Annotated in this window: 32 protein-coding genes, 1 tRNA gene and 5 pseudogenes; 10 read left to right on the top strand and 28 right to left on the bottom strand. The window is 70.1% G+C overall.

The window, feature by feature from the left end:
- Positions 1–2: 2 nt before the first annotated feature.
- Positions 3–1,634, bottom strand: coding sequence for a glycoside hydrolase family 16 protein (locus E2C04_RS08180; protein ID WP_135832236.1), 1,632 nt, complete (start codon positions 1,632–1,634; stop codon positions 3–5).
- A gap of 385 nt (positions 1,635–2,019) precedes the next feature.
- Here E2C04_RS08180 and E2C04_RS20830 point away from each other — a divergent pair, with 385 nt between their 5' ends.
- The gene (locus E2C04_RS20830) at positions 2,020–2,622 is read left to right on the top strand and encodes an IclR family transcriptional regulator domain-containing protein (RefSeq protein ID WP_135832235.1); all 603 of its coding nucleotides are present in this window, start codon (positions 2,020–2,022) and stop codon (positions 2,620–2,622) included.
- A gap of 23 nt (positions 2,623–2,645) precedes the next feature.
- Here E2C04_RS20830 and E2C04_RS08170 read toward each other — a convergent pair whose 3' ends face one another.
- Entirely contained in the window at positions 2,646–2,840 is a 195-nt protein-coding gene (locus tag E2C04_RS08170) for a hypothetical protein (RefSeq protein WP_135832234.1), read from the bottom strand.
- Positions 2,841–2,955: 115 nt separating this feature from the next.
- Here E2C04_RS08170 and E2C04_RS08165 point away from each other — a divergent pair, with 115 nt between their 5' ends.
- Complete coding sequence (locus E2C04_RS08165; protein WP_158630640.1) at positions 2,956–3,816, top strand: DICT sensory domain-containing protein; 861 nt, start codon at positions 2,956–2,958, stop codon at positions 3,814–3,816.
- A gap of 29 nt (positions 3,817–3,845) precedes the next feature.
- Here the strand turns inward: E2C04_RS08165 and E2C04_RS21380 are convergent, their stop codons facing one another.
- The 7 genes and pseudogenes from E2C04_RS21380 to E2C04_RS18610 all read right to left on the bottom strand — a co-directional run bounded on the left by E2C04_RS21380 (position 3,846) and on the right by E2C04_RS18610 (position 6,758).
- Positions 3,846–3,965, bottom strand: a complete 120-nt coding sequence (locus E2C04_RS21380) for a CorA family divalent cation transporter (RefSeq protein ID WP_308632347.1) — start codon at positions 3,963–3,965, stop codon at positions 3,846–3,848.
- A pseudogene (locus E2C04_RS08160) lies at positions 3,962–4,644 on the bottom strand (CorA family divalent cation transporter). The gene E2C04_RS21380 and the pseudogene E2C04_RS08160 overlap by 4 nt, the downstream one beginning before the upstream one ends.
- A gap of 241 nt (positions 4,645–4,885) precedes the next feature.
- Positions 4,886–5,272: a proprotein convertase P-domain-containing protein gene (locus E2C04_RS17710; protein ID WP_158630639.1), complete on the bottom strand. Its 387-nt coding sequence runs from the start codon at positions 5,270–5,272 to the stop codon at positions 4,886–4,888.
- Entirely contained in the window at positions 5,260–5,793 is a 534-nt protein-coding gene (locus E2C04_RS18620; protein ID WP_202977937.1) for a metallopeptidase domain-containing protein, read from the bottom strand. The genes E2C04_RS17710 and E2C04_RS18620 overlap by 13 nt, the downstream gene beginning before the upstream one ends.
- Before the next feature lie 78 nt (positions 5,794–5,871).
- On the bottom strand, positions 5,872–5,997 hold the full coding sequence (locus E2C04_RS20825) for a hypothetical protein (RefSeq protein WP_268234039.1): 126 nt from the start codon (positions 5,995–5,997) through the stop codon (positions 5,872–5,874).
- Positions 5,998–6,182: 185 nt separating this feature from the next.
- On the bottom strand, positions 6,183–6,395 hold the full coding sequence (locus E2C04_RS18615) for a hypothetical protein (protein WP_202977936.1): 213 nt from the start codon (positions 6,393–6,395) through the stop codon (positions 6,183–6,185).
- Between the two features lie 72 nt (positions 6,396–6,467).
- Positions 6,468–6,758 carry a hypothetical protein gene (locus tag E2C04_RS18610; RefSeq protein ID WP_202978016.1) on the bottom strand — a complete coding sequence of 97 codons (291 nt, stop codon included), beginning with the start codon at positions 6,756–6,758 and terminating at the stop codon, positions 6,468–6,470.
- 157 nt (positions 6,759–6,915) lie between these two features.
- Between E2C04_RS18610 and E2C04_RS08145 the strand changes: the two genes are divergently transcribed.
- Positions 6,916–7,791 (top strand): HpcH/HpaI aldolase/citrate lyase family protein, encoded by an 876-nt coding sequence (locus E2C04_RS08145; protein WP_238694480.1) that lies wholly within the window; start codon positions 6,916–6,918, stop codon positions 7,789–7,791.
- 30 nt (positions 7,792–7,821) lie between these two features.
- Here E2C04_RS08145 and E2C04_RS08140 read toward each other — a convergent pair whose 3' ends face one another.
- From E2C04_RS08140 to E2C04_RS18600, 3 genes are all read right to left on the bottom strand, one after another.
- A complete protein-coding gene (locus tag E2C04_RS08140) occupies positions 7,822–8,298 on the bottom strand; it encodes a hypothetical protein (RefSeq protein WP_135832230.1) in 477 nt (158 codons plus the stop codon).
- Positions 8,299–8,492: 194 nt separating this feature from the next.
- Entirely contained in the window at positions 8,493–9,026 is a 534-nt protein-coding gene (locus E2C04_RS18605) for a Rossmann-fold NAD(P)-binding domain-containing protein (protein ID WP_202977935.1), read from the bottom strand.
- Positions 9,023–9,268, bottom strand: coding sequence for an NAD(P)H-binding protein (locus tag E2C04_RS18600; RefSeq protein ID WP_202977934.1), 246 nt, complete (start codon positions 9,266–9,268; stop codon positions 9,023–9,025). Before E2C04_RS18600 ends, E2C04_RS18605 begins: the two co-directional genes overlap by 4 nt.
- A 381-nt stretch (positions 9,269–9,649) precedes the next feature.
- Between E2C04_RS18600 and E2C04_RS20820 the strand changes: the two genes are divergently transcribed.
- The 6 genes from E2C04_RS20820 to E2C04_RS19560 all read left to right on the top strand — a co-directional run bounded on the left by E2C04_RS20820 (position 9,650) and on the right by E2C04_RS19560 (position 12,630).
- Positions 9,650–9,841 carry a winged helix-turn-helix transcriptional regulator gene (locus E2C04_RS20820; RefSeq protein ID WP_275106573.1) on the top strand — a complete coding sequence of 64 codons (192 nt, stop codon included), beginning with the start codon at positions 9,650–9,652 and terminating at the stop codon, positions 9,839–9,841.
- Positions 9,842–9,902: 61 nt separating this feature from the next.
- Complete coding sequence (locus tag E2C04_RS21900; protein WP_135832229.1) at positions 9,903–10,076, top strand: DUF4192 family protein; 174 nt, start codon at positions 9,903–9,905, stop codon at positions 10,074–10,076.
- Between the two features lie 156 nt (positions 10,077–10,232).
- The gene (locus E2C04_RS08120; RefSeq protein WP_158630638.1) at positions 10,233–10,901 is read left to right on the top strand and encodes a DUF4192 family protein; all 669 of its coding nucleotides are present in this window, start codon (positions 10,233–10,235) and stop codon (positions 10,899–10,901) included.
- An 8-nt stretch (positions 10,902–10,909) separates the two neighbouring features.
- Complete coding sequence (locus E2C04_RS17705; protein WP_158630637.1) at positions 10,910–11,062, top strand: hypothetical protein; 153 nt, start codon at positions 10,910–10,912, stop codon at positions 11,060–11,062.
- Positions 11,063–11,252: 190 nt separating this feature from the next.
- A complete protein-coding gene (locus E2C04_RS08115; RefSeq protein ID WP_135832228.1) occupies positions 11,253–11,537 on the top strand; it encodes a helix-turn-helix transcriptional regulator in 285 nt (94 codons plus the stop codon).
- Between the two features lie 745 nt (positions 11,538–12,282).
- Positions 12,283–12,630, top strand: coding sequence for a tyrosine-type recombinase/integrase (locus E2C04_RS19560; RefSeq protein ID WP_135832226.1), 348 nt, complete (start codon positions 12,283–12,285; stop codon positions 12,628–12,630).
- Positions 12,631–12,707: 77 nt separating this feature from the next.
- On the opposite strand, the gene E2C04_RS08095 is transcribed toward E2C04_RS19560, so the two are convergent.
- The 11 genes and pseudogenes from E2C04_RS08095 to E2C04_RS21375 form a co-directional block, all read right to left on the bottom strand.
- Positions 12,708–12,781: transfer RNA gene (locus E2C04_RS08095), tRNA-Pro, on the bottom strand.
- A gap of 162 nt (positions 12,782–12,943) precedes the next feature.
- Positions 12,944–14,275: pseudogene (gene der, locus E2C04_RS08090) on the bottom strand (ribosome biogenesis GTPase Der); the annotation flags it as partial.
- Positions 14,276–14,291: 16 nt separating this feature from the next.
- A complete protein-coding gene (locus tag E2C04_RS08085; RefSeq protein WP_135832224.1) occupies positions 14,292–15,035 on the bottom strand; it encodes a lysophospholipid acyltransferase family protein in 744 nt (247 codons plus the stop codon).
- A complete protein-coding gene (cmk, locus tag E2C04_RS08080) occupies positions 15,032–15,721 on the bottom strand; it encodes a (d)CMP kinase (RefSeq protein ID WP_135832223.1) in 690 nt (229 codons plus the stop codon). The genes E2C04_RS08085 and cmk overlap by 4 nt, the downstream gene beginning before the upstream one ends.
- Before the next feature lie 11 nt (positions 15,722–15,732).
- Positions 15,733–16,836: a prephenate dehydrogenase gene (locus E2C04_RS08075; RefSeq protein ID WP_135832222.1), complete on the bottom strand. Its 1,104-nt coding sequence runs from the start codon at positions 16,834–16,836 to the stop codon at positions 15,733–15,735.
- Positions 16,833–17,611: pseudogene (locus E2C04_RS08070) on the bottom strand (pseudouridine synthase). The gene E2C04_RS08075 and the pseudogene E2C04_RS08070 overlap by 4 nt, the downstream one beginning before the upstream one ends.
- A complete protein-coding gene (gene scpB / locus E2C04_RS08065; RefSeq protein ID WP_135832221.1) occupies positions 17,611–18,285 on the bottom strand; it encodes an SMC-Scp complex subunit ScpB in 675 nt (224 codons plus the stop codon). The pseudogene E2C04_RS08070 and the gene scpB overlap by 1 nt, the downstream one beginning before the upstream one ends.
- Positions 18,282–19,157, bottom strand: coding sequence for a segregation and condensation protein A (locus E2C04_RS08060; protein WP_135832220.1), 876 nt, complete (start codon positions 19,155–19,157; stop codon positions 18,282–18,284). Before E2C04_RS08060 ends, scpB begins: the two co-directional genes overlap by 4 nt.
- 7 nt (positions 19,158–19,164) lie before the next feature.
- Positions 19,165–19,545, bottom strand: coding sequence for a hypothetical protein (locus tag E2C04_RS08055; RefSeq protein ID WP_135832219.1), 381 nt, complete (start codon positions 19,543–19,545; stop codon positions 19,165–19,167).
- Complete coding sequence (locus tag E2C04_RS08050; protein WP_229721656.1) at positions 19,530–20,372, bottom strand: ParA family protein; 843 nt, start codon at positions 20,370–20,372, stop codon at positions 19,530–19,532. The genes E2C04_RS08055 and E2C04_RS08050 overlap by 16 nt, the downstream gene beginning before the upstream one ends.
- A gap of 370 nt (positions 20,373–20,742) precedes the next feature.
- Positions 20,743–22,225, bottom strand: a pseudogene (locus E2C04_RS21375) (DUF3516 domain-containing protein).
- 236 nt (positions 22,226–22,461) lie between these two features.
- Between E2C04_RS21375 and E2C04_RS21370 the strand changes: the two are divergent.
- Complete coding sequence (locus E2C04_RS21370; protein ID WP_338088826.1) at positions 22,462–22,647, top strand: hypothetical protein; 186 nt, start codon at positions 22,462–22,464, stop codon at positions 22,645–22,647.
- 206 nt (positions 22,648–22,853) lie between these two features.
- Here the strand turns inward: E2C04_RS21370 and E2C04_RS21365 are convergent.
- The 5 genes and pseudogenes from E2C04_RS21365 to E2C04_RS19555 form a co-directional block, all read right to left on the bottom strand.
- Positions 22,854–23,144, bottom strand: a pseudogene (locus tag E2C04_RS21365) (DUF3516 domain-containing protein); the annotation flags it as partial.
- The gene (locus E2C04_RS21360) at positions 23,072–23,329 is read right to left on the bottom strand and encodes a hypothetical protein (RefSeq protein WP_338088825.1); all 258 of its coding nucleotides are present in this window, start codon (positions 23,327–23,329) and stop codon (positions 23,072–23,074) included. The gene E2C04_RS21360 and the pseudogene E2C04_RS21365, both read right to left, overlap by 73 nt.
- Positions 23,329–24,255, bottom strand: a complete 927-nt coding sequence (gene xerD, locus E2C04_RS08040) for a site-specific tyrosine recombinase XerD (protein WP_135832218.1) — start codon at positions 24,253–24,255, stop codon at positions 23,329–23,331. Before xerD ends, E2C04_RS21360 begins: the two co-directional genes overlap by 1 nt.
- Entirely contained in the window at positions 24,252–24,377 is a 126-nt protein-coding gene (locus tag E2C04_RS20815) for a hypothetical protein (RefSeq protein WP_275106572.1), read from the bottom strand. Before E2C04_RS20815 ends, xerD begins: the two co-directional genes overlap by 4 nt.
- Positions 24,378–24,504: 127 nt before the next feature.
- Entirely contained in the window at positions 24,505–24,810 is a 306-nt protein-coding gene (locus E2C04_RS19555) for an NUDIX hydrolase (RefSeq protein WP_238694479.1), read from the bottom strand.
- Positions 24,811–24,816 lie beyond the last annotated feature (6 nt).

Here is a 24,816-nt window from a genome sequence, read left to right as displayed (position 1 = left end):
CGTCACTTGTGGACCCACGTCTTGAGGTAGTCCAGCTGCATCGCGGTCTTGTCGGGTGACCAGTCCGTCGAGCCGTCGGGCAGACCGCCCCAGATGCCACCGACCTGGAGGTTGATGCGCAGGTTCCACCGGTCGCCGACGTCGTAGTAGGACTTGTACCAGGACGGGTTGGCGTGGGTGAACTCAGCGGTCTTCACGCAGTCGACCCACATGGTGATCTTTCCGGGGGTCTTCTCGATCGTGTAGGTGTGCCACCCCGTGACGGAACCGGAGAGCTCGGAGAACTTCTTGGAGCGCACGGACTGCTTGTGGGTCGAGCCGTACTCGGTGTGGATCGTGTGGTGGGCAGCGGCGCGGCCGGCTTTGTGCTCGTTGCCGTAGGTCTCGACCAGGTCGATCTCGCCGGCCTGGCCGTCGGTCGGACGGAACCACAGCGGAGCGGCCCACATGCCCTGCTCGAGCGGCACCTTGGCGCGGACCTCGGCCCGGAAGGTCGAGGGCAGCGTGTACTTGCCGATGCTCTCGACGTAGCCGGAGGTGTAGTTGCGCCCGCGGTAGGCCTCCTTCTTCGCCTGCAGACGAAGGACGCCGTTCTTGACGCTCACGTTCTGGGCACGCAGGTAGGAGTCCTCGTTGGACGCGTAGGTGTTGTTCTTGACGTTCCACACCTTCGGGTCGAGGGCGTTGAAGTCGTCGTCCAGCTCCGGCTTCCACTGGTTCGAGGTGGCGCAGGACGCCGGCGTCGTCGGCGCGGGCGCGGGCGACGACGAGGAGGCCTTGACCGGCTTCGTCATCGCGATCTGCAGGACACGGCTGCGCACACCCTCACTGCCCAGCAGAATCTTCGTGCCGCGGCGGTTGACCTCGAGGGACTCCCCCTGCGGACGCTCGGGCAGGGTGACCTCGGCGGGCCGGGAGATGAACTGCTTGTACGTGTACGCCTTCGTGTAGCTGCCCAGGACGCGGGTCTTGCCGTCGGGCGAGAAGGAGCCGGCGGTGATGTTCTCCGGGGCCTTGGCGACGCGGGTGAGCTTGTTGACACGCTTGGTCGACAGCTTCGCCGGCGCGCGGTAGACCCCGGCGCTGCCGCTCGTCGACTTGGTCACGATGAAGACGCGACCGTTCTTCGGGTGGACGAGCAGGGCCTCGGCGTCGCGCGGGCGGTCGGGGTAGGCGAAACGGAACTTCTTGGCGGCGACCTTGACGGTGCGCCCCTTGCTCGGGAGCCGCTTGGGCTCGGTGAAGCGGTAGACCGCGACGGTCTTGCGGGTGCGCTGGTTGTCGCCGATGTCACCGACCCAGATGCTGTGCCGAGGGCCGGAGGCGATGTCCTCCCAGTCGACGGCGCTGGCGCCCTTGAGGCGCAGCTTGCCCCGGGTCTTGCCGGCCGCGTCGACGGCGAAGACGCGCGGCCCGTCGCCGCTGTCGTTGTGGGTGAAGAGCACCGGGCGGCGGTACGTGGAGCGGGCCAGGCCGCTCGACTCCGTGATGGCCTTGCCGGTCAGGGTGCGCTCGACGGTGGCCTTGGCAGCAGCGGCGGCCGCCGGCTCCGGGACGGCGCCCTGGGTGGCGACGAGGACCGTGCTGACACCGAGCGCTGCGGCGACCGAGCCGACGCGTGCACGCTTGAACATGTTCACTCCCATTGAGTTCCCCCGAGGGTCGATGTGGGCGTTGTGTCGTCGTCCGGCGCGCAGCGGGCAGCCGCGACGAGGAGCACGCCGAACACAGGTCCGCGCGGAGTTCCCCGGGCCATCATGGAGTGGCCCCGACGTTGTGTGTGGAAGTGCGACCAGATGTCCCTGGCGTGGTCAGTTGCCACAGCTCAAGCTCGGTCGCTGAGGCCGACTTTACTTTCCGTGTCCAGTCGGCGCCTAATCGAGAGTACCCCAATTAGGGGATCCGGGAAGCCCGCACGTCCACTTCTTGCGACGGGCGAACGGTGGCCCCAGCCCGGCGCCCGAGCGCAGCCCCGAGGAGACCGTTGACATTAGTTCAGGTCTCGTACTTATTGGATGGATGGCGCTCGTGCTGGGGATCGACCCCTCCACCCAGTCCACCAAGGCACGCCTCGTCGACTCCGACAGCGGCGAGGTGGTCGCGACGCGCACGGCACCCCACCCCCCCCAGCACGGAGGTGGACCCACGCGCGTGGCTGACGGCGGTCGAGCGAGCGACCGACTGGCTTCTCCCGCGTGCCCGGGCCGTCGCCGTGGCCGGTCAGCAGCACGGAAGTCACCCTCCCGCACGGGCGGAAGGATGCCGATGCGCTGCACGGCGATCGGCAAGGTGCTGCTCGCCCACTCCGAGCCTGCACTGGTGCAGGAGGTGCTGTCGGGCCCACTCGAGCGCCGCACCCTGCACACGATCGTGGCACCGGGCCTGCTCCGCCGGCAGCTGCTCGGCGTCCTGGAGAACGGGGTCGCCTTCGAGCGCGAGGAGTCGACCGTGGGGCTGACCTGCGTGGCCGCCCCCGTCACGGTGAGCGGTGCGCCGGTCTCGCTGGCCATCAGCGTGACCGGCCCGGTGGGTCGCTTCCGGCCCGACGCGTACGTCGCTGCCGTGCGGGCGGCGGGGGCCGGACTCGGGAGCGTCCTGAGCCGCCACGCGTCCCCGCCCTGACGGGTGGCGTCGCGGGCCCAACGTCACTCCCGCGTCCGGACGCCCTCCTGCAGTGCGCGCTGGGCGGGGACGGTGCCAGCCGCCAGGCTGGCCGCCCGAGGCATCGCCGGGGTGTGCGCGATCTCCTCCGCGCGCTGGGCGTCGAAGCGCCAGATGACGATGCTGCCGACGATGCCGACGAGCAGGGCGACCGAGCTGATGAAGACCATGGTGACCATGACGCTCTCCTGGGTGTGAAGGGTCGGGGGTGTGATGGGAATTACTTCTACGATCATGTATAACTCTCCGTAGAAGTAATTGCCAGACCTTGCCACCTCTATTTCTGGAGCTCCCGTGACCGACACCTTCAGCATCGGGACCCTCGCTGAGCGGACCGGCCTCACGGCCAACGTCCTGCGCACGTGGGAGAACCGCTATGGCTTCCCGGCCGGCAGCAGGGCCCCGTCGGGGCACCGGCGTTTCACTGACGCAGACGTGGCCGCCGTCCACGAGGTGCTCGGGGCGAAGGAGAGCGGCGTCCCGCTGCACCTCGCCATCGAGTCGGTGGTCCAGCGTTCCCGGCGCCGCGCCGAGGAGTCGGTGCACGCGATGCTGGTCCGGGAGTTCCCTGAGCTGCGCCCGCAGCGCCTCAGCAGGGCGACCCTGATCGCCGCCTCCCACGCGCTCGAGGACGAGTCCCTGGCCCGGGCCGACCGTCCGTTGGTCCTGGGCACCTTCCAGCACGGCCACGAGTTCAGCAGGTCGCGCGGTCGGTGGGAGGAGCTCGGACGTACGTCGTTGTGGTCCGCGGTGCTCGCTGACTTCTCCGAGGGGATCCCGGCCGCCCCGCAGGCACGTCCGGCCCGCTGCCACCTCCCCAAGGAGTCACCGCTGCGACGCGAGTGGACCGTGGTCACCCTCAGCGCCTCCTTCTCCGCCGTCCTGACGGCGTGGGAGGTCCCCGCGCGCTCCGGTCCACCCGTCTACGAGTCGGTCGTCAGCCTGCGCCGGGCGCCCGCACTGGCAGCCGCCGAGGCGATCACGGCGAGCGCACGAGCGGCGGGGGCCACGCCGCCGCCCGAGGTCGACGAGCTGCTCGGTACGTACGTGGTCGCGGACACCGCAGCGACCGACGCCGACCGGGTGCTGCTGCGTGTGCTCGGGCGAGTGGACGACGTCCGGCGGGGCAGCGACAACGCGGCCCGGGAGCGCTGAGCTCCGACCAGGGCGGCGTCAGGACTGGCTCACAACCACCCTCGCCGCCGGAAGACGAGGTAGAGCCCGGCGCCCAGGCAGACCATGAGGAGGACGGCCATCGGATACCCGAGCCGCCAGTCGAGCTCGGGGATGTGGGTGAAGTTCATCCCGTAGATCGTCCCCACCAGCGTCGGCGCGAAGAGGATCGCCGCCTAAGAGGAGATCCTCTTGACCTCCTTCCCTGGTTCAGGCTGGTCTCCGTCAGCCTTTGCGTCTCCTCGTTCTGACGCTGGGCCACCAGCGTGGCGTTGACGGTGAGGATGTTCTGCAGGAGCGCCCGGAAGCCGTCCACCCGCTCGACGACCCGGATGGTGTGGTCGTTCACGTCGCGCAGGTGGCGTTGCAGCTCACCGTCGACGCCGTACTTCTCGAACCCCTCGCTCAACCCGCCGAGGATGGCGAGCAACGGCTTCGTGGCCCTCTGGAACTCGATCACCTCACGGGTGAGCTCGTAGATGCGGCGCGAGACGGTCGGGTCGCCATCGAAGACCTGGTCATCGATCTCGTCGATGTCGTTCTCCAGCCCGAGGACGACCGGCTCGTACTCGTCCACGACCTGGTCGAGATCGCGTAGAGGACTGCTTCGGGACCGAGCCGCAGCAGCTGAGGGTCGGACTCCATCCGTTCGCGGACGCGCCCGAGGTCGGGCGACTCGGCGTGCCGCACGGTGACGACGAAGTCGGCGCCGGTGAAGACGTGCACCTCGCCGAACTCCACCCGTTCCTCCCGCTCCAGGTAGCGGGCAGGGCGCAGCACGGTGAAGAGCACGTCGCCGTAGCGCTCGATCTTCGGCCGCTGGTGGGCGGAGACGGTGTCCTCGACGGCCAGGTCGTGGATCCGAACTCGGCCGCGACCGACCGCATCCCAGCAGCGTCAGGACGGTACAGGCCGATCCACGCCATGCCCTGCTGCGCCCGCAGCACCTCGTACGTCGTCTCGAGCGACGCAGGCTCTGCGTGGCGGCGCCCGTCCACGTAGACGGCGTTGTCCACGACGGTCACGGAGCCCCCGTGCGCGTGCCCCACCCTCAGGTCGCCGTCTGGATCTCGATCGCCCAGCTGTCGAGGGTCCCGGTGTCGCGGGCAGCGTTGTCGGAGACCGTCAGTCGCCAGAGACCGGCGACCGGCTGGCCGACCAACGGCGCGAGCAAGGAGGGCGGCTCGGAGGTGAGGTCGAGGTGCAGGTCGTCGGCCTCTCCCCCGGACCGGTTGTGCAGCACCGCGCGCTTGCCGGTCGGCGAGAGAAGCGCGACGCGCAGGTCGCCGGCGTACGTGTGGGTGATCGACACGGTGACCCGCAGCGTGCTCACGGTGCCGGCGCCCTCGAGGGTGATGACGTCACCCACGCCCTCGGGGCGGTCCTCGGGGATCGCCACCGCCGGGGACGAGGCACCACGCACGACTAGGTTCTGCACCCCACCTCCCCCGCGCGGAAGGTGATGACCTCGCCGGGCGCCCCGATCTCCGAGATCGTCAGCCCCGAGGCCGAGCCGTCCCAGGCGCGGGAGGCGGGGACGGTGGTGTGGGACAGCGCCGTCCCGGCTGTCGCGGTGCAGAGGTCCCCGACGTCGCCCTGGTTGAGCGCCTGCTCGAGGTCCAGGTGCCCGTCGGCCTGCAGCAGGGCGCACTGGTAGTGGCGCTCGCGGGTGCCCTGCTGGAACTCGTTGGAGCCACGCGTGTCGCAGTGGTAGACGGCCAGGCCGCTCGACGTGGAGTGGGTGTCGAAGCCGAGGGCGCTGCGGTTCTCCACCAGGAAGTACTCGTTCTCCCGGTCGGTCGAGTAGCGCAGGACGCTGTCGTAGTCGGCGTGCCCGGCCTCGAAGACACCCCCGGCGTTGAGGTCGACCTCGGTCCCGCACCAGTCCACGAGGTCGCGCAGGTAGACCGAGACGGGCGCCGGCGTACGTCCGCGGTGGAGGTGGTTGCCCGCCCCCATGACGCAGTACGTCCCGATCCCGGCGCTCTTGAAGTCGTCGCCCTCGCGCTCGGCCAGGCCGTAGTCGTAGAGGTCGGGTCAGCGGAAGAGCAGGTGTCCGGTCTCGTGGCAGAAGGTGCCGATCGACAGGTCCTCCGTCCGGCGGCCCATGCTGGTGACGACGTACAGCTCGGTGCTGACCCCGTTGCTGGTCCTGCGGTGCACCCAGTTGTGCGGCCACAGGTCACCCCGGTACTCCGTGCGCCCGGCTTACATGATGCAGACGGCGTCCACCACGTGGCGACCGAGGGAGTCGTAGGCGGCGAAGTCCACGCCCGCGGCCAGCGCGAGGTCGAGCGCCTCGGGCACCAGGAGCCCGTCGGTGTTGGCGTACGCGAGCTTGGGGCGGCTCAGCGGAAGGGACCGACCACGTCGTTGGTGAAGCCGAGTCGCCCCGTCGACATCGTCTGGAAGTACTCGAAGACCGAGCTGGCGTTGCCGTTGGCCCGGTAGGACGGGCCGTTGAGCATCGCGGTCACGTCAGCCTGGGTGACGGTGGACGGCGTGTCCGGGAAGGTCACCAGGATCGTCAGCCCGCGGACGGCACCGTTGTTGAGCACCACCCCGGGCAGCAGGCCGCCAGAGGGACCGAAGGTGAGCAGCGACTCGAGCTCGCGTGGCGAGGAGTCCAGGGGCTACATCCCGTCGAGGTGGCTGCGCACCCGCTGGTTGCGGACCTCCTTGGAGGCGTGCAGGTGACGGTTGAGGCCGGCCGGTGCCCGCTCGTCGGCCGGGACGCCGGTGGACTCGAGCGTGGGCCCCCGGACCTCGGCGTAGCAGTACCGACCGACCTCCTCGTCGTACACGACCGTGTAGCCGTCGAGGGTCTCGTACCGGGCGAACATGTCGTCGCCGAAGACCACCAGGTCGATCGGCTCGCCCGTGTCCTGCATAAAGGAGAGCGTCTCCCCGAAAATCGCGCTCATCTGCATCGCCTCTTGTCCAACAGGGACCTCCAGCGTGGCCCTGCCCGTCGGTGCGGCGCAACGAGGCGGGCGGGTTGCGTCGATCCCACCGCTGGAGGACGCTGAACTCATCCCCAGCCGGCCCCCGCCCGCTGGACCATCGACCGACGGAGGACGCGTGGAACCGGAGCTCGCAGAACGCCGCACCCACCGCGAGGCCAACCGGGTCGTCAGCGCCCACGCCCGTTCGTGGCAGCTGGTGTCGGCCCTGCGGGTCGAGGAGTTCGACGCCGCCCAGCTCGGGCGGACCGACCAGGTCATCCTCGACATGGAGGACGCGATCGACGACTCGCTCAAGCAGCAGGCGCGCGACAACGTCCTGGCCTGGTTCGAGGGAGGCGGACGGGCGTGGGTCCGGATCAACGACGTCACCACTCGGTTCTGGTCCGACGACCTGCTCGCGCTCTCCGATGCGCGAGGGCTGCACGGCGTGATGCTGGCGAAGGTGGAGTCGGCCGAGCAGGTCACCGTGACCTACCAGCGGCTCGGCGCCCGGCACCCCGTGATCCCGCTCGTCGAGTCGGCGCTGGGCATCGAGGAGGCGGTCTCGATCGCCCGGGCGACCGGGGGCCACCGGCTGGCCTTCGGGTCCGGCGACTACCGCAAGGACACCGGCGCCGCCAACGAGCCGGTCGAGATGGCCTGCCCGCGCACCCGGCTCGTGCTCGCCTCCCGCATCGGTGGCCTCACCGGCCCGATCGACGGTCCGACGGTCGGCACCACCCACGCGCTCCTGCGCGAGCAGTCGCAGGACGCCGTCACCCTGGGCATGACCGGCAAGCTCTGCCTGGACCCCGAGCAGCCGGGAGTGATCAACGAGGAGTTCAGCCCCTCCCCGGCCGACGTCGCCTGGGCGGTGGAGTTCCTCGAGGAGTTCGAGGCCGGCGGGCGTGTGATCCGCGACGGCTCCGACAAGCCGCGGTTGGCACGTGCCGAGCTGATCACTCGGCGGGCCGCCTACTTCCGTGTACGTCCGCTCCACGAGGAGCTCTGAGGCCGCCGCCCCACTGGCTGTCCTACGCAGTCAGCGCTCGCGTCCCTGACCGGCGCCGAGGGCCCGGGCGACGGCGTCCACGAGGTCGTGCGGAGTGCTGTTGAAGGCGAGACGTGCCGCGGGTGCCTGGTCCTTGACGAGGTTGACCACGCGCTCGAAGAGCGCGACCTGTTCGTCCTCCTTACGCAGGCCGCCAACGATGAGCACGCAGTCCCAGGTCCCGGCACCGAGGGCAGTGGTCACCCGTCCCTCGGCGTCGTCGTTCCCGTCGAGCGCCAACAGGCACGTCGTGGCGGCGTAGCCCCTCGCCACGAGTGCGTCGACACCGCGCTCGAGCGCCTCCGCGACGGGCGCCGTGTCCCACGGTCCGGACTCCCCGGAGTGATCCACGCCCAACACAACCTGCTCGTGCGGCTCAACCAGATCCCCACCGCCATCAACCTGCAGCTCATCGCCGACGGCCAACACCAACTCTCGACCACGCTCGCCCGCCTGGCCGACCGTCACTCCCCTGTGCTCACAGCAAGATGGACCACCCGTGCAGCCACGTACCGCGACCTCAAGCGCCTGCTTCGCGACATCGGTGGCAACCTCGGCACCACCCCCTTGCCGGCCCCGACATCACACCCGACGACGATCTCGATCTTCCGCCCTTGTGCTGCCCGTGGCTGGGGCAGGTACCGGCCACGGGCGTCCTTGGCTCAGGCTTGGTTGAGGGCGATCCGGACCGCTTCGGCCAGTGTGGTCGTCGGACGACCGATGAGGGTGCTGAGGTCGTTACCCTTCACCAGCAGCTCGCCGCGGGCGATTCCCCCATCGGAGTCAGCAAGGATCTGCGCGAAGGCCTCCGGCACACCGACGCTGGCGAGCATGCCGACGTAGGCCGCAGCCGGGAGGTCGGTGTAGACGATGGTCTTGCCCGACGCGGCACTGATCTCTGCAGCCAGGTCGGTGAGCGTGAAGGCCTCGTCACCACCGAGCTCGTACACCTTGCCTGCTTGGTCCTCGGCCAGCAGGACGATGGCTGCCGCCTCGGCGAGGTCGGCGCGGGTGGCGGCGTTGACCTGACCGTCACCGGCGCTTCCGGCCATGGCGCCCTGGACGAGGGTGCCTTCGATCTGGTCGGTCCAGTTCTCGAAGTAGTAGCCGTTGCGCAGCAGGACGTACGGAACTCCTGCGTCGGCGAGGATCGCTTCGGTGGTCTTGTGGTCGGCGGCCAGGATGGTGGCGTTCACCTCCACGTTGGCGGCGCTGGTGTAGGCGAGCAGTTCGACGCCTCGGCCTTGGCGGCCTCGATGACGGTGCGGTGCTGTCCGGGGCGGTCGTTGCCGATCTCGGAGCTGGCGATCAGCAGGACCTTGGTGGCGCCGGCGAGGGCCGCGGCGACCGACGAGGCGTCGGTGTAGTCCATTGCGACGACCTGCACGCCCTGGGCGGCGAAGTCGTCCAGCTTCTCGATGGCGCGGCCGGCGGCCACGACTCGCGCCGGCAGGGACGTTGCGCTCCAGGAGGGCCTGGACGACGAGTCGGCCCAGCTTGCCGGTGGCTCCGGTGATGACGATGCTCATGAGTGTCCTTCGTGTTGATGGGTTGTCATGAGGCTCAACGACCCAGCCCGGGGGGTACTTCCAGGTGAGAGTACGCACTTTGAAGTAAGGTACCCACATGACCGAAAGTGATGCTGCTGCGAGCCTGTCCGCGCTCGCCACCGACGGGGTCCTTCAGGCGGGATGCCCCAGCCGCATCGTGTTGGAACACGTCACCAGCAAGTGGGGGCTACTCCTCCTCATCGCCCTCTCCGAGGGCGAAACAACGGTGGAGCGAGCTGCGGCAGCGCGCAGACGGGATCAGCGAAAAGATGCTGGCCCAAACCCTCAAGACCCTGGAACACGACGGACTCGTCCGGCGCGACGCGCAAGCAGTGATTCCGCCGAGGGTGGACTACAGCCTGACAAAGCGCGGACACGAGGTCAGCGCACTCCTCATCCCGCTCGCCGAATGGGCCATTCAGAACTCAGCGAGCATCGTCCGCGGCCACGCAGCACCCTGATCAGAGCACCTCCAGGCAGCGCCCCACGCGCGACAGGTCGTCGGGAGCGCACCTACAGGGCATGAAGCTCTCCGTCCGCTCCCCCGAAGAACTCGTCGCCGCCATCCCCCACCTCCTGGGATTCACCCCGCACGAATCCCTCGTCGTCGTCCCCTTCACCCCCGAACTCCCGTCGCCCGCCTCGACATCCCCACGACTGCGCGCGAACGCGAACACGCATGGACGCGATCCATGACGTCTACGCCCGTCACGCCCAACCCGGCTCCACGGTCGGGCTCGTCGCATTCACCGCCGACCGCGACCACGCTGCCAGGCTCGGCCAGGACTTCACCCTCCGGTTCGCCACCTTCGGCATCAGCACCCCGCTCCGCCTCTGGGCCAGCTCCACCCAGTGGAGCGACCTCGACACCGGCGCCAACGGCTCGCTCACCACAGCGGTGCGCGACAGCGTCGCCGCCCGCACCGTGCTCGGTGGCCTGGCCCAACCCGCTCCCCGCGAATCGCTGGCCGACTCCCTGACCGGCGACCCTGTACCCGTCGCAGCCCTCCTCCCCGTGGCACGCGACGCCATCCGATCCAGTACCCACGGCGTCGAAGCAGACTTCGCGCTGGACCGGGTGAACGCCTTCCACGACGATGGCAACCGACTCAACCGACCACGACGCTGCGCGGCTTCTCGTCGCCATGCAGAGACTCTCGATCCGCGACGAGGTCTGGCAGGACATGTCCACCAGGGGCGAACGCGACGTCGCACATCGCGTTGTGGAGCGACCTCACCCGACGTGCCCCAGCCGACGTCAAGGCAGCCCCAGCCACGATGCTCGCGTTCGCGAGCTGGCTCCACGGCAACGGCGCCCTAGCGTGGTGCGCGCTGGACCAAGTCCCCCACGACCAGCGCTACTGCGCTGCCGAGCTCGTCACCACACTCGTACAGAACGGCCTGCACCCCAGCACGTGGGACTCCATCAAGGCGGAGATCGCCACGGCCCGACCCAGCGGTCTTGACCAACCGACCGAACGACCCACCACTCGGCCTGCCAAGCAACCGCCGACGATCTAAGGACCGCCATGCGCAACGGATACCGCCGTCGCTGCACGCCACGAAGCCAGGTTGAGCGACTGCTCGCTCGAGCCACCGAGGCCTCGGCGCCACACCACGAGACGCAGGCTCGGGTCGACGTCTTCCCGGACGTCCAGGTCGTCATCGAGCCCGACGCCTGACGCTCCCTCACACAAGCGTCCCTCGGCACCCGCCAGACCTATCCACCACGCAGGCCGCCCGTGGGTCATGCCTACGGCCACGGCACGGCCTCCGGCCGCCAGCAAAGGCCTCATCCACAGGTTCGGCGACCGACGTGCACCTGAGTAGCGCAGGGACAAACCTGTCCCCACGACAACGAAGGAGAGCACCATGAGCACGACGTCTGACACCTCGCCGGTGTGCACGATCCTGACGATCGACCAAGCAGCGGCCTACCTGTCCATCCCGAAGGCCACCCTGTACACGTGGCGGACCCGACGGGTCGGCTACGGACCGCGGGCGGTCAAGATGGGAGGGAACCTGAGGTACCGTCTCGCCGACCTCGATGCCTGGATCGAGGAGCACGCCGAGAACTTCACCGACGACGACGGAGGCTTGCCGGTTCCCGCACCCCGGGACGGGTCCTCCCTCTCCCGCCGCAGTCACCCTCGCTGAGGAGGCAGCCATGTCAGTCGGCCGGCCGAGCCTGCCGGTGGGTACGTGGGGCGACTTCACCTTCACCCAGCCGCGCAAGACCGCGTGGCGTGCCCGTACGCGCATCCGTGACCTCGACGGTGGTGCGGGAGGTCACGGCCACGGGCACCACCCGCGCAGCGGCGGACCGGGCGCTGCGCGTCAAGCTGGCTGAGAGGTCCACCCCTCGCGAGAGCGCGATCACCCCCAGCACGACCCTCGCCAAGCTGGCCCAGACGTGGATCCAGCATCTTCACGACGAGCGCCGCCTCGAGAACACGACGATCAACGAGTACCAGCGAGTCCTCGACAACATCGTCGTGCCCGAGATCGGAGGACTGAAGCTCAGCGAGGTCACCACCGGCCGCCTGGATTCATTCATCCTGCGCTTGCGGCAGGTCAGCGTGAACCGCCAACGCAAGACCAAGGTCGTCCTGGGAGCGATGTTCGGCCTGGCGGTGCGCCACGACGCGCTCGTGGTCAACCCCGTCCACCAGACCTCCAAGGTTCATCGCGAACGCCAAGAGGTGCGCACCCTGACGGTGGAGGACCTGGAGATGGTGCGCCGTGCGCTCAGGGCGTGGGAGGAGGAGCATCGTCCTGGTCCGCGGGCCACGAGCGACATGGCCGACATCATCGACGTCATGCTGGGATCGGGCGCCCGCATCGGTGAGGTGCTGGCCCTGAGGCGCTACGTCGACGCCGCACCCATGCGGCACCGTCGGGGATCGACGCCGTCTTCCCGACCCGCAACGACACGTGGCAACAGGTCTCCAACGTCCAGCGGCGCTGGCGTGCGATCCGTTCCGACTTTGGCCTGGACTGGGTCACTCCCCACACGTTCCGCAAGACGGTCGCGACCTTGATCGCCCAGGAGCTGAACCCAGAGGTCGCCGCCCAGCAACTGGGGCACACCTCGTCCGAGATCACGCGCCGGTTCTACATCTCCAAACCGGACCTGGCAGCGGACGCCTCAGCCCTCCTGGAACGGCTCGGGAAGGCTCCTGGAGCGGTCGGGACGGACGACGGCAGACCCCCGCAGGAGGGCGCCGACGACCGAATAAAAGGGGAATAAGTGGGGAACAGGCCGTTTAGTGTCAAATGACGAACCGCCTCCGACCAGCGTTTCCGCTGGTCAGAGGCGGTTTTCGGTCGGGCTGACAGGATTTGAACCTGCGACCCCCTGACCCCCAGTCAGGTGCGCTACCAAGCTGCGCTACAGCCCGAACACTTGCCGCGAACGAGCCGTGGTCAAGCGAGGAAAACCATAGCGCAGGCGGTGCGCGAACGCGCATTCGGGGTGCGCCGTGCGCGTCGGGACCCCACACGCACGAGCGCCCCGGACCAACGGTCCGGGGCGCTCGTGTCAGTGCGAGGTCAGTAGCAGGTCAGCGCTTGCGCTTCTCGCGCACCCGCTGCTGCAGCACGATCGGCGTGCCGACGAAGCCGAACTCCTCACGCAGACGCCGCTCGATGAAGCGCTCGTACGACGCGTCGAGCTTGCCCGAGGTGAAGAGGATGAAGGTCGGCGGCGCGGTGGACGCCTGGGTGCCGAAGAGGATCTTGGCCTGCTTGCCGCCGCGCACGGGGTGCGGGTGCTCGGCGACCAGACGCCCTAGGAAGGTGTTCAGGGCGCCGGTGCCGATACGCGTCTCCCAGCCCTCGAGCGCCTTCTGCAGCGCCGGGAGGAGGCGGTCGATGTGCCACCCGGTCTTCGCCGTGATGTTGATCCGGGGAGCCCACTGCACCTGGACGAGGTCGCGCTCGATCTCGCGCTCCAGGTAGTAGCGGCGCTCGTCGTCGACCAGGTCCCACTTGTTGAAGGCGATGACCATGGCCCGACCCGCGTCCCGGATCGTCTGGATGATGCGCATGTCCTGCTCGGAGACCGACTGGCTGCCGTCGAGCACCAGCACGGCGACCTCGGCGCGGTCGATCGCGGTGTTCGTGCGCAGGGAGGCGTAGTACTCGTGGCCCGAGGCGGTCTTCACGCGCTTGCGGATGCCCGCGGTGTCGATGAAGCGCCAGGTCTCGCCGCCGAGCTCGATCAGCTCGTCCACCGGGTCGACGGTGGTGCCCGCCGCGTTGTCGACGACCACACGGTTCTCACCGGCCAGCTTGTTGAGCAGCGAGGACTTGCCGACGTTCGGCTTGCCGACGATGGCGATGCGGCGCGGGCCACCCACCTCGTCGAACGACTGCTCCGGCAGCTCGGGCAGGGCCTCCAGGCAGGCGTCCAGCATGTCGCCCGAGCCTCGCCCGTGGAGCGCCGACACGGGGAAGGGCTCACCCAGGCCGAGGTTCCACAGCTCGTACGCCTGGGCCTCCGCCCGCAGGTCGTCGACCTTGTTGGCGGCGAGCACGACCGGCTTGCCCGACTTGCGGAGCACCTTGACCACGGCGGCATCGGTGTCGGTGATCCCGACAGTGGCGTCCACCACGAAGAGCACGGCGTCGGCCAGCGTCACGGCCACCTCGGCCTGGCCCGAGATCGCCTCCGCCAGGCCCTCGGCGTCCGGGTCCCAGCCACCGGTGTCGACCACGGTGAAGGCGCGTCCGTTCCAGGTCGCGTCGTACGAGACACGGTCGCGGGTCACGCCGGGGCGGTCCTCGACGACGGCCTCGCGGCGCCCGATGATGCGGTTGACGAGGGTCGACTTGCCCACGTTGGGCCGGCCGACGACGGCCAGGATCGGCGTGGGGCCGGTGACGGCGTCGTCGCCGTCGGGAAGTCGGTCATTCTGTTCCTCGCTTCAGACCCGCTCGGGGCTTGTTGTCGGTCTGGGGCGCCGGGAGAGGTCCCGGCAGCTCCCGCCCGGTCAGGGCACGGGCACGCTCAAGTTCACCGAGCAGGTGCTGCTTGAGCAACGTCGTGGTGGTGCGCACTTGTTCCCGGGTCCGGGGCCACTCCTGCTGAGGCGTGCGCCACGCCTCACCGTAGACGATGTCGATGCATCCACCACGCTTCGGGACCGAGTTGCGGCCCCCGCCCGGCTCACGCGTGCCGAAGAACGTGACGGGAACCACGGGCGCCCCGGTGACCAGGGCGAGGTACGCAGCGCCGCCGCGGACGACCTCGTACTCCCCCGCCCCGCGGTGGCCCTCCGGGAAGACGCCGAGCACGCCGCCGTCGCGCAGCACCCGCAGGCTGCTGCGGATCGCGGCCATGTCGACAGCTCCACGGTCGAGCGGGATCTGGGCAGCACGGGTCAGCAACCGACCAGCCCTGCCGCTGAACATCTCGACCTTCGTCAGAGCATGCACCGGGCGCGGGGCGAAGGTCACCAGCAACGGCCCGTCGAGGAAGCCGATGTGGTTCGCGGCCAGGATCACCGGCCCCGTCCCGGGCACGGCCTCCAGCCCGGAGACGCGCACGTCCCACCAGCGTCGTACCAGCGCCGCCGCGCGCGGCGACTGCCGGGCGAGCCAGGTCGGGTCCAGCGGCTCCGTGCTGCTGCGGGGCAGGCCGCCCGAGCTCACTCGGAACCCTGGACCGCCTGCACCAGCGCGATCACCTGGTCGATGACCTGGTCGAGCGTGTACGCGGTCGTGTCGATGTGGGTCGCGCCGTCGGGCATGGTGAGCGGCGCGGCCTTGCGGGTGGAGTCGATGGCGTCACGGGCCAGCAGCGAGGCCTCGGTGGCGGCCACGTCGGAGCCGCCCTCCTCCAGGGCGCGACGGGCGGCACGGGCCGCGGCGTCGGCGGTGAGGTAGAGCTTCACCTCTGCGTCAGGGGCGACCACGGAACCGATGTCACGGCCCTCGACGACGATGTCGCCGTCACCGATGATCTCGCGCTGCAGCTCCAGCAGGCGGGTACGGACCTCGGGCACGGTGCTGACCGGGCTGACCGCGCCGGTCACAGCCTCACCACGGATCGCCTCGCCGACGTCGACGCCGTCGACGTGGATGGTGGGCGCCTGGGGGTCGGTGCCCGAGACGAGCTGCGGCGTCGTCGCGTACGCCGCCACGGCCGCCGCGTCGTGCACGTCGATGCCGGCCTCGAGCATCGCCCACGTCATCGCCCGGAACATCGCCCCGGTGTCGAGGTAGCGCAGGCCGAGACGGGTCGCCACTCCTCGCGAGGTGCTGGACTTGCCGGAGCCCGACGGCCCGTCGAGGGCGATGACGATTCCGGTGCGGGGCGAGGACTGAGCGCTGGTCACGGGCGCTGAGCCTACCGGTGCGTGGTCCAGCCGCGGGATTCGAGAGAGTCGAGCAGGTGGTCGGCCTGTTCGGCGTCGACCACCAGCTCCACCAGGCCGACCGGGCGGGTCGGGTCGTGGTCGATGCGGATGTCCTCGACGTTGACCGAGCTCTCCACAGCGTCGGCGAAGAGCTTGGCCAGCTGGCCGGCGGTGTCGGGCACCGACACCCAGACCGACTGCATGGGGCGCGCCGGACGGCCGTGCTTGCCCGGGATCGCCCGCGTGCCGGCGGCCCCGAGCGCGAGCACGCCCTCGAGGGTGGCGCGGTCGCCGGTGCGGATGGCGGCGATCACCTGGTCGAGCTGGTGGCGCACCTCGCCCAGCAGGTCGAGGACGGCCTCGGAGTTGGCCGAGACGATCTGGCCGTAGAGCGTCGGCTCCCCCTCGGCCACCCGGGTGACGTCGCGGACACCCTGTCCGGAGAGGGCCAGGTGGTTGGGGGGCGCGGTGGCCAGGCGCCCGGCGGTGAGCGCAGCCATCAGGTGCGGGACGTGGGAGGTCCGGGCCACGGCCCGGTCGTGCTCGTGCGGCGTGAGCCAGACCGGCACGGCACCGGTCGCCTTGACCAGCTCCTCGACGGTCTCGACCGCCTCCACGTCGGCGTCCAGGTGGGGCGTGATCGCCCACGGCCGGCCCTCGAAGAGCGCCTCGTGCCCGGCCAACGGACCCGAGCGCTCGCTCCCGGCCATCGGGTGGCTCCCGACGTAGCGCGCAACCTCGGGGTGGGAGGCGACGGCAGTCAGCGGCCCCGACTTCACCGAGCCGATGTCGGTGACCACGGTGTCGGTGCCGGCGGTGGCGGTCAGCACGTCACCGATCACCTGGCCCAGGTGGTCGGGCGGCACGGCCACCACGACGACCTGCGGCTGGTCACCGGGCTGCTTCGGGCGGCCGGCGCCGAGGCCCGAGGCCGTACGCACGTGCTCGGGCAGCACGTCGGTGAGCAGCACCTCCAGGCCGGCGCGACGGCAGGCCAGGCCGATGGAGGTGCCCAGCAGGCCGGTGCCGATGACCTCGACAGGTCCGACGAGTCGCGGCGTCGACGTCGGCGCGGCAGGGGTCCCTTCGCTCACAGCTTCACGCTGTCCAGAAGCACGCCCAGCTCCTTCGTGGTGAGTTCACGCATCTGCCCCGACGGCAGACGACCCAGGTCGACCGGCCCGAACTTGGTGCGCGTGAGGCGCCGGACCGGGTGACCGACGTGGTCAAGCATCCGACGGACGATGCGGTTGCGGCCCTCGTGGATCACCAGCTGGACGATCGTGCGGCCCTGCGCGTTGCCGCGACCGGCCTCCACGACCTTGATCCGGGTCACGGCGACGGGCCCGTCGTCGAGCACGACGCCTGCCTTGAGCTGCTTGAGCGTGGAGGGGTAGACCTCGCCCTCGACCTCGGCGACGTAGGTCTTCTCGACCTCGAACGAGGGGTGCGCCATCCGGTGGGCGAAGTCGCCGTCGTTGGTGAGCAGGATCAGCCCGGTGGTGTCGGTGTCGAGCCGCCCTACGTGGAAGAGACGCTCGGGCCGGTCGGCGACCAGGTCACCGAGGCAGCGTCGCCCTCGGGGTCGGACATCGTGGAGACCACGCCCCGGGGCTTGTTGAGCACCAGGTAGACGTGGGCGGTGATCGGCGGCAGCCGCTCGCCGTCGACGCGGATCACCGCGGTGGCGGGGTCGACCTTGGTGCCGAGCCGGGTGACCACCTCACCGTTGACCTCCACGAGACCGTCGAGCATCAGCTCCTCACACTTGCGGCGCGAGGCGACGCCCGACTGCGCCAGCAGCTTCTGCAGACGGATCATGCCGTCCTCGTCGGTGCTGATGTGGCGGCGTTCCTCGGGAGTGTTCATCAGTGCGCAGGCTCGCTGTCGGGCTCGGTCGGGCTGGACGGTCCATTCTCCGCCGCGCGGGCCTTCTCCTCCACACCGGGACCGGCCAGGGCGCTGAGCTCGTCCTCGAGGTCGTCCATGTCCGGCAGGTAGGGCGCCAGCTCCGGCAACTCGTCGAGGCTGGTGACGCCGATGCGCTCCAGGAAGTATCTCGTGGTGCGGTAGAGGTGGGCGCCCGACGTCTCGTCGGTGCCCGACGGTGCGACCAGGCCGCGCGAGACGAGCGTACGCATGACGCCGTCGACGTTGACGCCGCGGATCGCGGAGACGCGGGCCCGCGACACCGGCTGCTTGTAGGCCACCACGGCCAGGGTCTCCAGGGCCGCCTGCGTGAGCCGCGCCTGCTGGCCGTCGAGCACGAAGGCCTCGACGGCGCCGGCGTACGCCTCCCGGGTGTAGTAGCGCCACCCCCCGGCGACGTTGCGCAGGTCGAAGCCACGGTCCTGTGCCGTGTACTCCTGCGACAGCGCGACCAGCGCCTCCTCCACGTCGGCCACCGGGTGACCGACGACCGAGGCCAGCGCCATGGCGTCCTGGGGCTCGTCGGCGACCATCAGCACCGCCTCGAGGGCGGGCCGCAACGGCAGGACCGGCACGCTCTCCTCAGCCACGGCGGCCTCCGTCTCCTGCGTCATGCCTGCTCCTCCTGCTCGGGTCGTACGTCGTCGGGCGCCGTGCCGTCGAACTCGTCGGTGATCTCCACGTCGGCGTCCTCACTGCCCGTCCAGCGCACCGTGAGCTCCCCCAGCGGGGTGACCTGCTCGAACGAGATCACCGACTCCCGGAAGAGCTCCAGCAGCGCCAGGAAGCGCGCCACGGTGGTCAGCTTGTCGGGCGAGTCACCGCAGAGCGCGCGGAAGGTCAGCGTGCCGTGGCGCCGGAGCCGGTCGACCACCAGGTGGGCCTGCTCGCGCACGCTGACCTTGGCGGAGTGGATGTGCTGGAGCGAGACCTCGACGACCGGCTTGGGCGACATCGCCTTGGCGGCGAGCTGGGCGAACTGCTCCAGCCCCACGCCGATCAGCACCTCGGGCAGCAGGGAGGCGAAGCACTCCTCCATCGCGACCGAGCGGGGGTGGCGCAGCGACTCACCGGCCAGGCGCGTCTCCAGGACGGCGGCCACCTGCTTGAACGCCTTGTACTGCAGCAGCCGCGCGAAGAGCAGGTCGCGCGCCTCCAGCAGCGCCAGGTCCTCCTCGTCCTCGACGTCGCCCTGGGGCAGCAGTCGCGCGGCCTTGAGGTCGAGCAGCGTCGAGGCCACGAGGAGGAACGACGTCGTCTGCTCGAGGTCCCAGACCGGACCGGCGGCCTTCACGTGGGCGATGAACTCGTCGGTGACCTTCGACAGGGCCACCTCGGTGACGTCCAGCTTGTGCTTGGCGATGAGCTGCAGCAGCAGGTCGAAGGGACCCTCGAAGTTGTCGAGGCGCACGGCAAAACCATGCTGCTCGGGAGCCTCGCCCTCCTTCACGCCGACGGGGTCGACCTCCCGGACGACCGGCGTCATCCGCGGCTCACTCCTCGGTGAGTCGACGGACCAGGGCGCTCTCCTCGCCGTGGGCCTCGAGGTCCGCGAGCACCAGGGCCACGGCCTCGCGCACGATCCGGCCACGGTCCACGGCCAGGCCGTGCGCGCTGCGCAGGGCGAGCCGGGCGTGCTCCAGCTCGAGCAGCTCGTCGGAGGTGACGTAGACCGTCATCTTCTCGTCATGGCGCACCCGGCCGCTGGTCCGGCGCGACGCCGCCTTCTTGGCCGGGGCAGCCTTCTTCACCGGCTTGGCGGCGCGAGGGGCGCTGCCAACATCGGGGACGGCGCGTACGACCGGCTCCTCGGGAGCGTCGGTCGTGGGCCGGAAGAGCTCGTCCGCGGAGGGAACACTCACCCGTCGAGCCACCGGGCGAGCACCTCCTTCGCGAGCTGGCGGTAGGAGTCGGCGCCGGGCGACGTCGACGCGTAGGTGGTGATCGGCTCACCGGCGACCGTGGAGTCGGAGAACTTCACGGTGCGGCGGATGACGGTGTGGAAGACCTTGTCGCCCCACGCCTGGACCAGGCGCTCCATGACCTCCCGGCTGTGCAGCGTGCGGCCGTCGAACATGGTGCCCAGGACTCCGTCGACCTCGAGCTTGGGGTTCAGGCGCTCCTGGACCTTGTCGATCGTGGTCTTGAGCAGCGCGACGCCGCGCAGCGCGAAGTACTCGCACTCGAGCGGGATCAGCACGCCGTCGGAAGCGGTCAGGGCGTTGACCGTGAGCAGGCCGAGCGAGGGCTGGCAGTCGATGAGGATGACGTCGTAGCGGTCGAGCACCGGCGCGAGCACCCGCTGCAGGGTCTGCTCGCGGGCGACCTCGTGCACCAGCTGCACCTCGGCGGCCGACAGGTCGATGTTGGAGGGCAGCAGGTCCATCCCGGGGACGCCGGAGGGCACCACGACCTCGTCGAACTCCACGTCACGCTGCATCAGCAGGTTGTAGATCGTGTAGTCCATCTCGTGCGGGTTGAGGCCCAGGCCGACCGAGAGGGAGCCCTGCGGGTCGAAGTCGACGAGCAGGACCTTGCGGCCGAACTCGGCAAGCGAGGCGCCCAGATTGATGGTGGTCGTGGTCTTGCCGACCCCACCCTTCTGGTTGCACATCGCCACCACGCGGGCGGGCCCGTGCTCGGCGACCGGCTGCGGCTCCGGGAAGACCGGGAGCGGACGCCCGGTCGGCCCGATCTCCATCTCCCGGGTCACGGGGATGGGAAAGGCGATGGGGTCACTCACGAGGGTCTCGTCTCCGGAATCAGGTCGGGTGGTGGGCGAGGCAGTGGCTCGCGTCGGGGCGACCGACGGGGGCATCTCCATGGCGTTGCTGCCGGGGAACCCCGGGATCGATCCGTCCACTCGTCACCTCACCACGTCTCTGCTGCGCCGTTTTGTCGACACGGCGACTTCTCGCCCTGTGGCGCGACTCTAGGCCCCCCGATTCCGGCGTCACAACCCGACCACCGAAACCCCCAAGCCAGCCCGCGAATCTGTGCACCGCTCCCCCGCCACGTCCACAGCCGATCTCCGCCTGTGGAGAAGCCTGTGGAGCCCCGTCGGCGGTGCGTCAGTCCATCCGGCGCATGGCACTGGTCGCCAGGACCAGCTCGCCGGCCTCGTCGGTGGCGTCGCAGTCGACGACCCCCTCGATCACCCAGTCGCGGTGCCCCTCGGGGTCGGCCAGCGTCTGCACCACGCGTCGTACGCGCGCCCGCACGCCTTCCTCGGCACCGACCGGCTCGCCGGTCTCCTCGGGCCCCAGCTGCAGGTACGACGGTCCCCGCGCGTCGGCGTCGGTGCCGACCCGTTCGTGCTCGTCGTAGTAGGCCTCGATCGCCTCGTCCCAGGCCGAGCGTGTCATCACCACCTCACGCGCCGGCTCGAACCGGTCCGCCGCGTCACGCTCCAGACGCATCAACGCGTCGAGGTCGTCGCGGGCCACGCCCTGGACCCGGGCCCACATGGCGTTGCGGACCATCACCGCGAAGGCCCGCTCGCGCAGGCTGAGCGGCCGCGGGCTGCTCGGCGGCTCGTGGTGGGCCACGGCCCCCGGCACGTGGGCGGGGTCCGAGAGCGCCTCCCACTCGTCGATGAGCGAGGAGTCGGTCTGCCGGACGACCTCGCCCAGCCACTCCACCAGGCCCTCGAACTCCTCGGTGTGGTGGCGCTCGGGCACCGAGTGCCGCAGCGCCCGGTAGGCGTCGGTGAGGTAGCGCAGCAGCAGCCCCTCGGAGCGCGCGAGCTGGTAGCGACCGACGAAGTCGGTGAACCCCATGCCCTGCTCGTACATCTCACGCACGATCGACTTCGGCGTCAGACCGTCCTCGGGCAGCCACGGGTGGGTCTGGCGGTAGGTCTCGTAGAGGGCGCCGAGCAGCGGGGCGAGCGGCTGCGGCCAGGTGATCTCCTCCAGGAGCGCCATCCGCTCCTCGTACTCGATCCCGTCGGCCTTCATCTCCTGCACGGCCTCGCCGCGCGCGGCGAACTGCTGGGCGAAGAGGATCTGGCGGGGCGCCTCGAGCACCGACTCCATCACCGAGACCAGATCGAGGGTGTAGTTCTCCGACTCCTCGTCCAGGACCTCGAGCGCGGCGAGCGCGAAGTGGCTGAGCGGCTGGTTGAGCGCGAAGTCCGACGGCAGCGTCGTGGTCAGCACGTAGCGGCGACCGAACTCGTCGACCTCGTCGAGGCGGGTGAGCACGCCCGTACGCACGAGGCTGCGCGCCAGGCGCAGCGCACGGCGCGACAACTTGAGCTGGTTGCGGCGGTCCTCGTGGTTGTCGTTGAGCAGCCGCGCAGCACGCCGAAGGCGTCCTCCTCGCGGCGACCACGTTGAGGATCATCGAGTTGTCGACCTTCATCCGGCTCTGCAGCGGCTCGGGCCTCCCCTCGACGAGCTTGGTGAAGGTCTGCTCGGTCCACACGACGGTGCCCTCGGGCGCCTTCTTGAGCTGGGCCTTCGACTTCTTCTTCGGGTTGGCGGCGTTCTTGGCCTCGGCCTTCGCCTTCGCCTTCTCGTTGTCGATGACGTGCTCGGGCGCCTGGACCACGACGTAGCCGGCCGTGTCGTAGCCCGCTCGCCCCGCACGTCCGGCGATCTGGAGGAACTCGCGGCTGCGCAGGATCCGCTGTCGGTTGCCGTCGAACTTCGCCAGGCCCGTGAAGAGCACGGTCCGGATCGGGACGTTGATGCCGACGCCGAGCGTGTCGGTGCCGCAGATGACCCGCAGCAGCCCGCCTGCGCGAGCTGCTCCACGAGGCGACGGTACTTGGGCAGCATGCCGGCGTGGTGCACGCCGATCCCGGCCTTGAGCAGCTTCGACAGGGTCTTGCCGAAGCCCGCCCCGAACCGGAAGCCGCGGAGGCGCTCGTTGAGCTCGTCGGCCTGCGGCGACTTGCCCAGCGGCTTGAGCAGGGAGGTGGCGTGCTCGACCGCGGCGGCCTGGGTGAAGTGCACGACGTAGACGGGTGACTGGTTGTCTGCACCAGCTCGAGGAGGGTGTCGTCGAGGTGCTCGACCGACCAGCTGAAGTCGAGGGGCACGGGACGCTCGGCGTCGTCGACGAGGGCAGTCTCCCGGCCGTTGCGCCGGGTGAGGTCCTCACGCAGGGCCGTGGTGTCGCCCAGGGTGGCCGACATCAGCACGAACTGGGCCTGCGGCAGCTCCAGCAGCGGCACCTGCCACGCCCAGCCGCGGTCGGGCTCGCCGTAGTAGTGGAACTCGTCCATCACCACCAGGCCGACGTCGGCGTCGGCCCCCTCGCGCAGGGCGATGTTGGCCAGCACCTCCGCGGTGCAGCAAATCACCGGGGCGTCGGCGTTGACCGACGCGTCCCCGGTCAGCATTCCGACGTTGTCGGCTCCGAAGGTCTCGCAGAGGCTGAAGAACTTCTCGCTCACCAGCGCCTTGATCGGCGCGGTGTAGAAGGAGACGCGGTCGGTCGCGAGCGCGGCGCCGTGCGCCGCCAGCGCGACGAGCGACTTGCCCGACCCGGTGGGGTGGCCAGGACGACGTTGCTGCCCGCGAGCAGCTCCATCACCGCCTCTTCCTGGTGGGGGTAGAGCGACAGCTGCTGCTCGTCCGCCCACGCGGTGAAGGCGTCGAGGAGGCCGTCCGGGTCGCTCGTGCCCTCCCACCAGTTCTTGCCCGCCATCAGCCACGCGCCCTGGGGTGGGCCGTCGCGAAGACCTCGCGCAGGCTGTCGACGGTGACGAGGGTGTAGACCTGCGTGGTGGTGACCGAGGCGTGACCGAGCAGCTCCTGCACGACACGTACGTCCGCCCCACCGTCGAGCAGGTGGGTGGCGAACGAGTGGCGCAGGGTGTGCGGCGAGACGTCCTGGCTGACGCCGGCGCGATCGGCGGCCTTCACCAGGACCGACCAGGCACTCTGGCGCGACAGACGCCCGCCACGGGCGTTGAGGAAGAGCGCCGGGGTGCCCTTGCCCTGGCTGACCAGCTCGGGCCTGCCTCGGGTGAGGTAGACCTCCACGGCTTCACAGGCGTACGAGCCCACGGGCACCAGTCGCTCCTTGCTTCCCTTGCCGCGCAGCAGCACGGTCCGGTCGATGAGGTCGAGGTCGTCGACGTCGAGGCCGACGGCCTCGGAGATCCGGGCACCGGTGCCGTAGAGCACCTCGAGCAGCGCGCGGTCGCGCAGCGCGAGCACGGTGCCCGGGGCCCCGGCGGCCTCCAGGATCGCCTCGACGTCGGAGAGCGGCAGCGCCTTGGGCAGCCGCTTGGTCTGGCTCGGTGGACGCACCGCCGCGGCCGGGTCGGTGGTGGTGAGTCCGTCGCGCAGCGCGAACTTGTGGAAGCCACGCACCGCCACCACCGTGCGGGCAGCCGAGCTGGCCCCCAGCGGCGGGTGGTCTGCGTCGCCGTCGCGCAGGTAGGACAGGAAGGCGGTGACGACCTGCTCGGTGACGCTGCCGAGGTCGTCGACCTGCTGCGTGGCGAGGAAGTCGAGGTAGCGCTTCAGGTCACGGCGGTACGACGTCAACGTGTTGTCGGCCAGTCCGCGCTCGACGCTGAGGTGGTCGAGGTAGGTGCGCACCGCCCGCGTGACGTCGGCCGTCACAGCTCTCCTCGCGCGCGAAGCACCTCGTACGCCAGCACGGCCTGGACGAGCGGCCCCTCGCGTACGTCGCCCCGCAGCACCGCGGCGAGCAGGTCGTCGAAGGGGACCCAGAAGGTCTCCATCTCCGCCTCCTCGTGGGCGAGCTCGAAGTCGCCCCGCGGGGAGTGGCTGAGGCCACGAGCCAGGAAGATGTCGTGGGTCTCGCTGAGGATCCCCGCCGACGGGTAGGTGCTGAGCAGCAGCCGCCAGTCACGGGCGGCGAGCTCGGCCTCCTCCTGCAGCTCTCCGCCGCGCCGTCTCCAACGGCGGCTCGCCCTCGCTGTCGCGGACCCCGGCGGGGATCTCGACGAACACGTGCTGCGAGGTGTGGCGGTACTGCTTGAGGAGGAAGACCTGCTCGTCGTCGTCGACGGCGAGCACCATCACGGCCCCGGGGTGGCGCACCGCGATGCGCCCGAACTGCTGCTCAGGATGGCCCGGGCGGCTGATCTGGTCCTCGACGACCTCCACGACCCACGCGTCGGCGTGGAGCACCGGGAACTGTGCACCGGCCACGAAGCG

Source organism: Nocardioides daphniae (genome assembly GCF_004777465.1).
Classification (GTDB): Bacteria; Actinomycetota; Actinomycetes; order Propionibacteriales; family Nocardioidaceae; genus Nocardioides; species Nocardioides daphniae.
The sequence above is the reverse complement of the archived record's forward strand: the minus strand, read 5'-3'. Positions and strand labels throughout refer to the sequence as shown.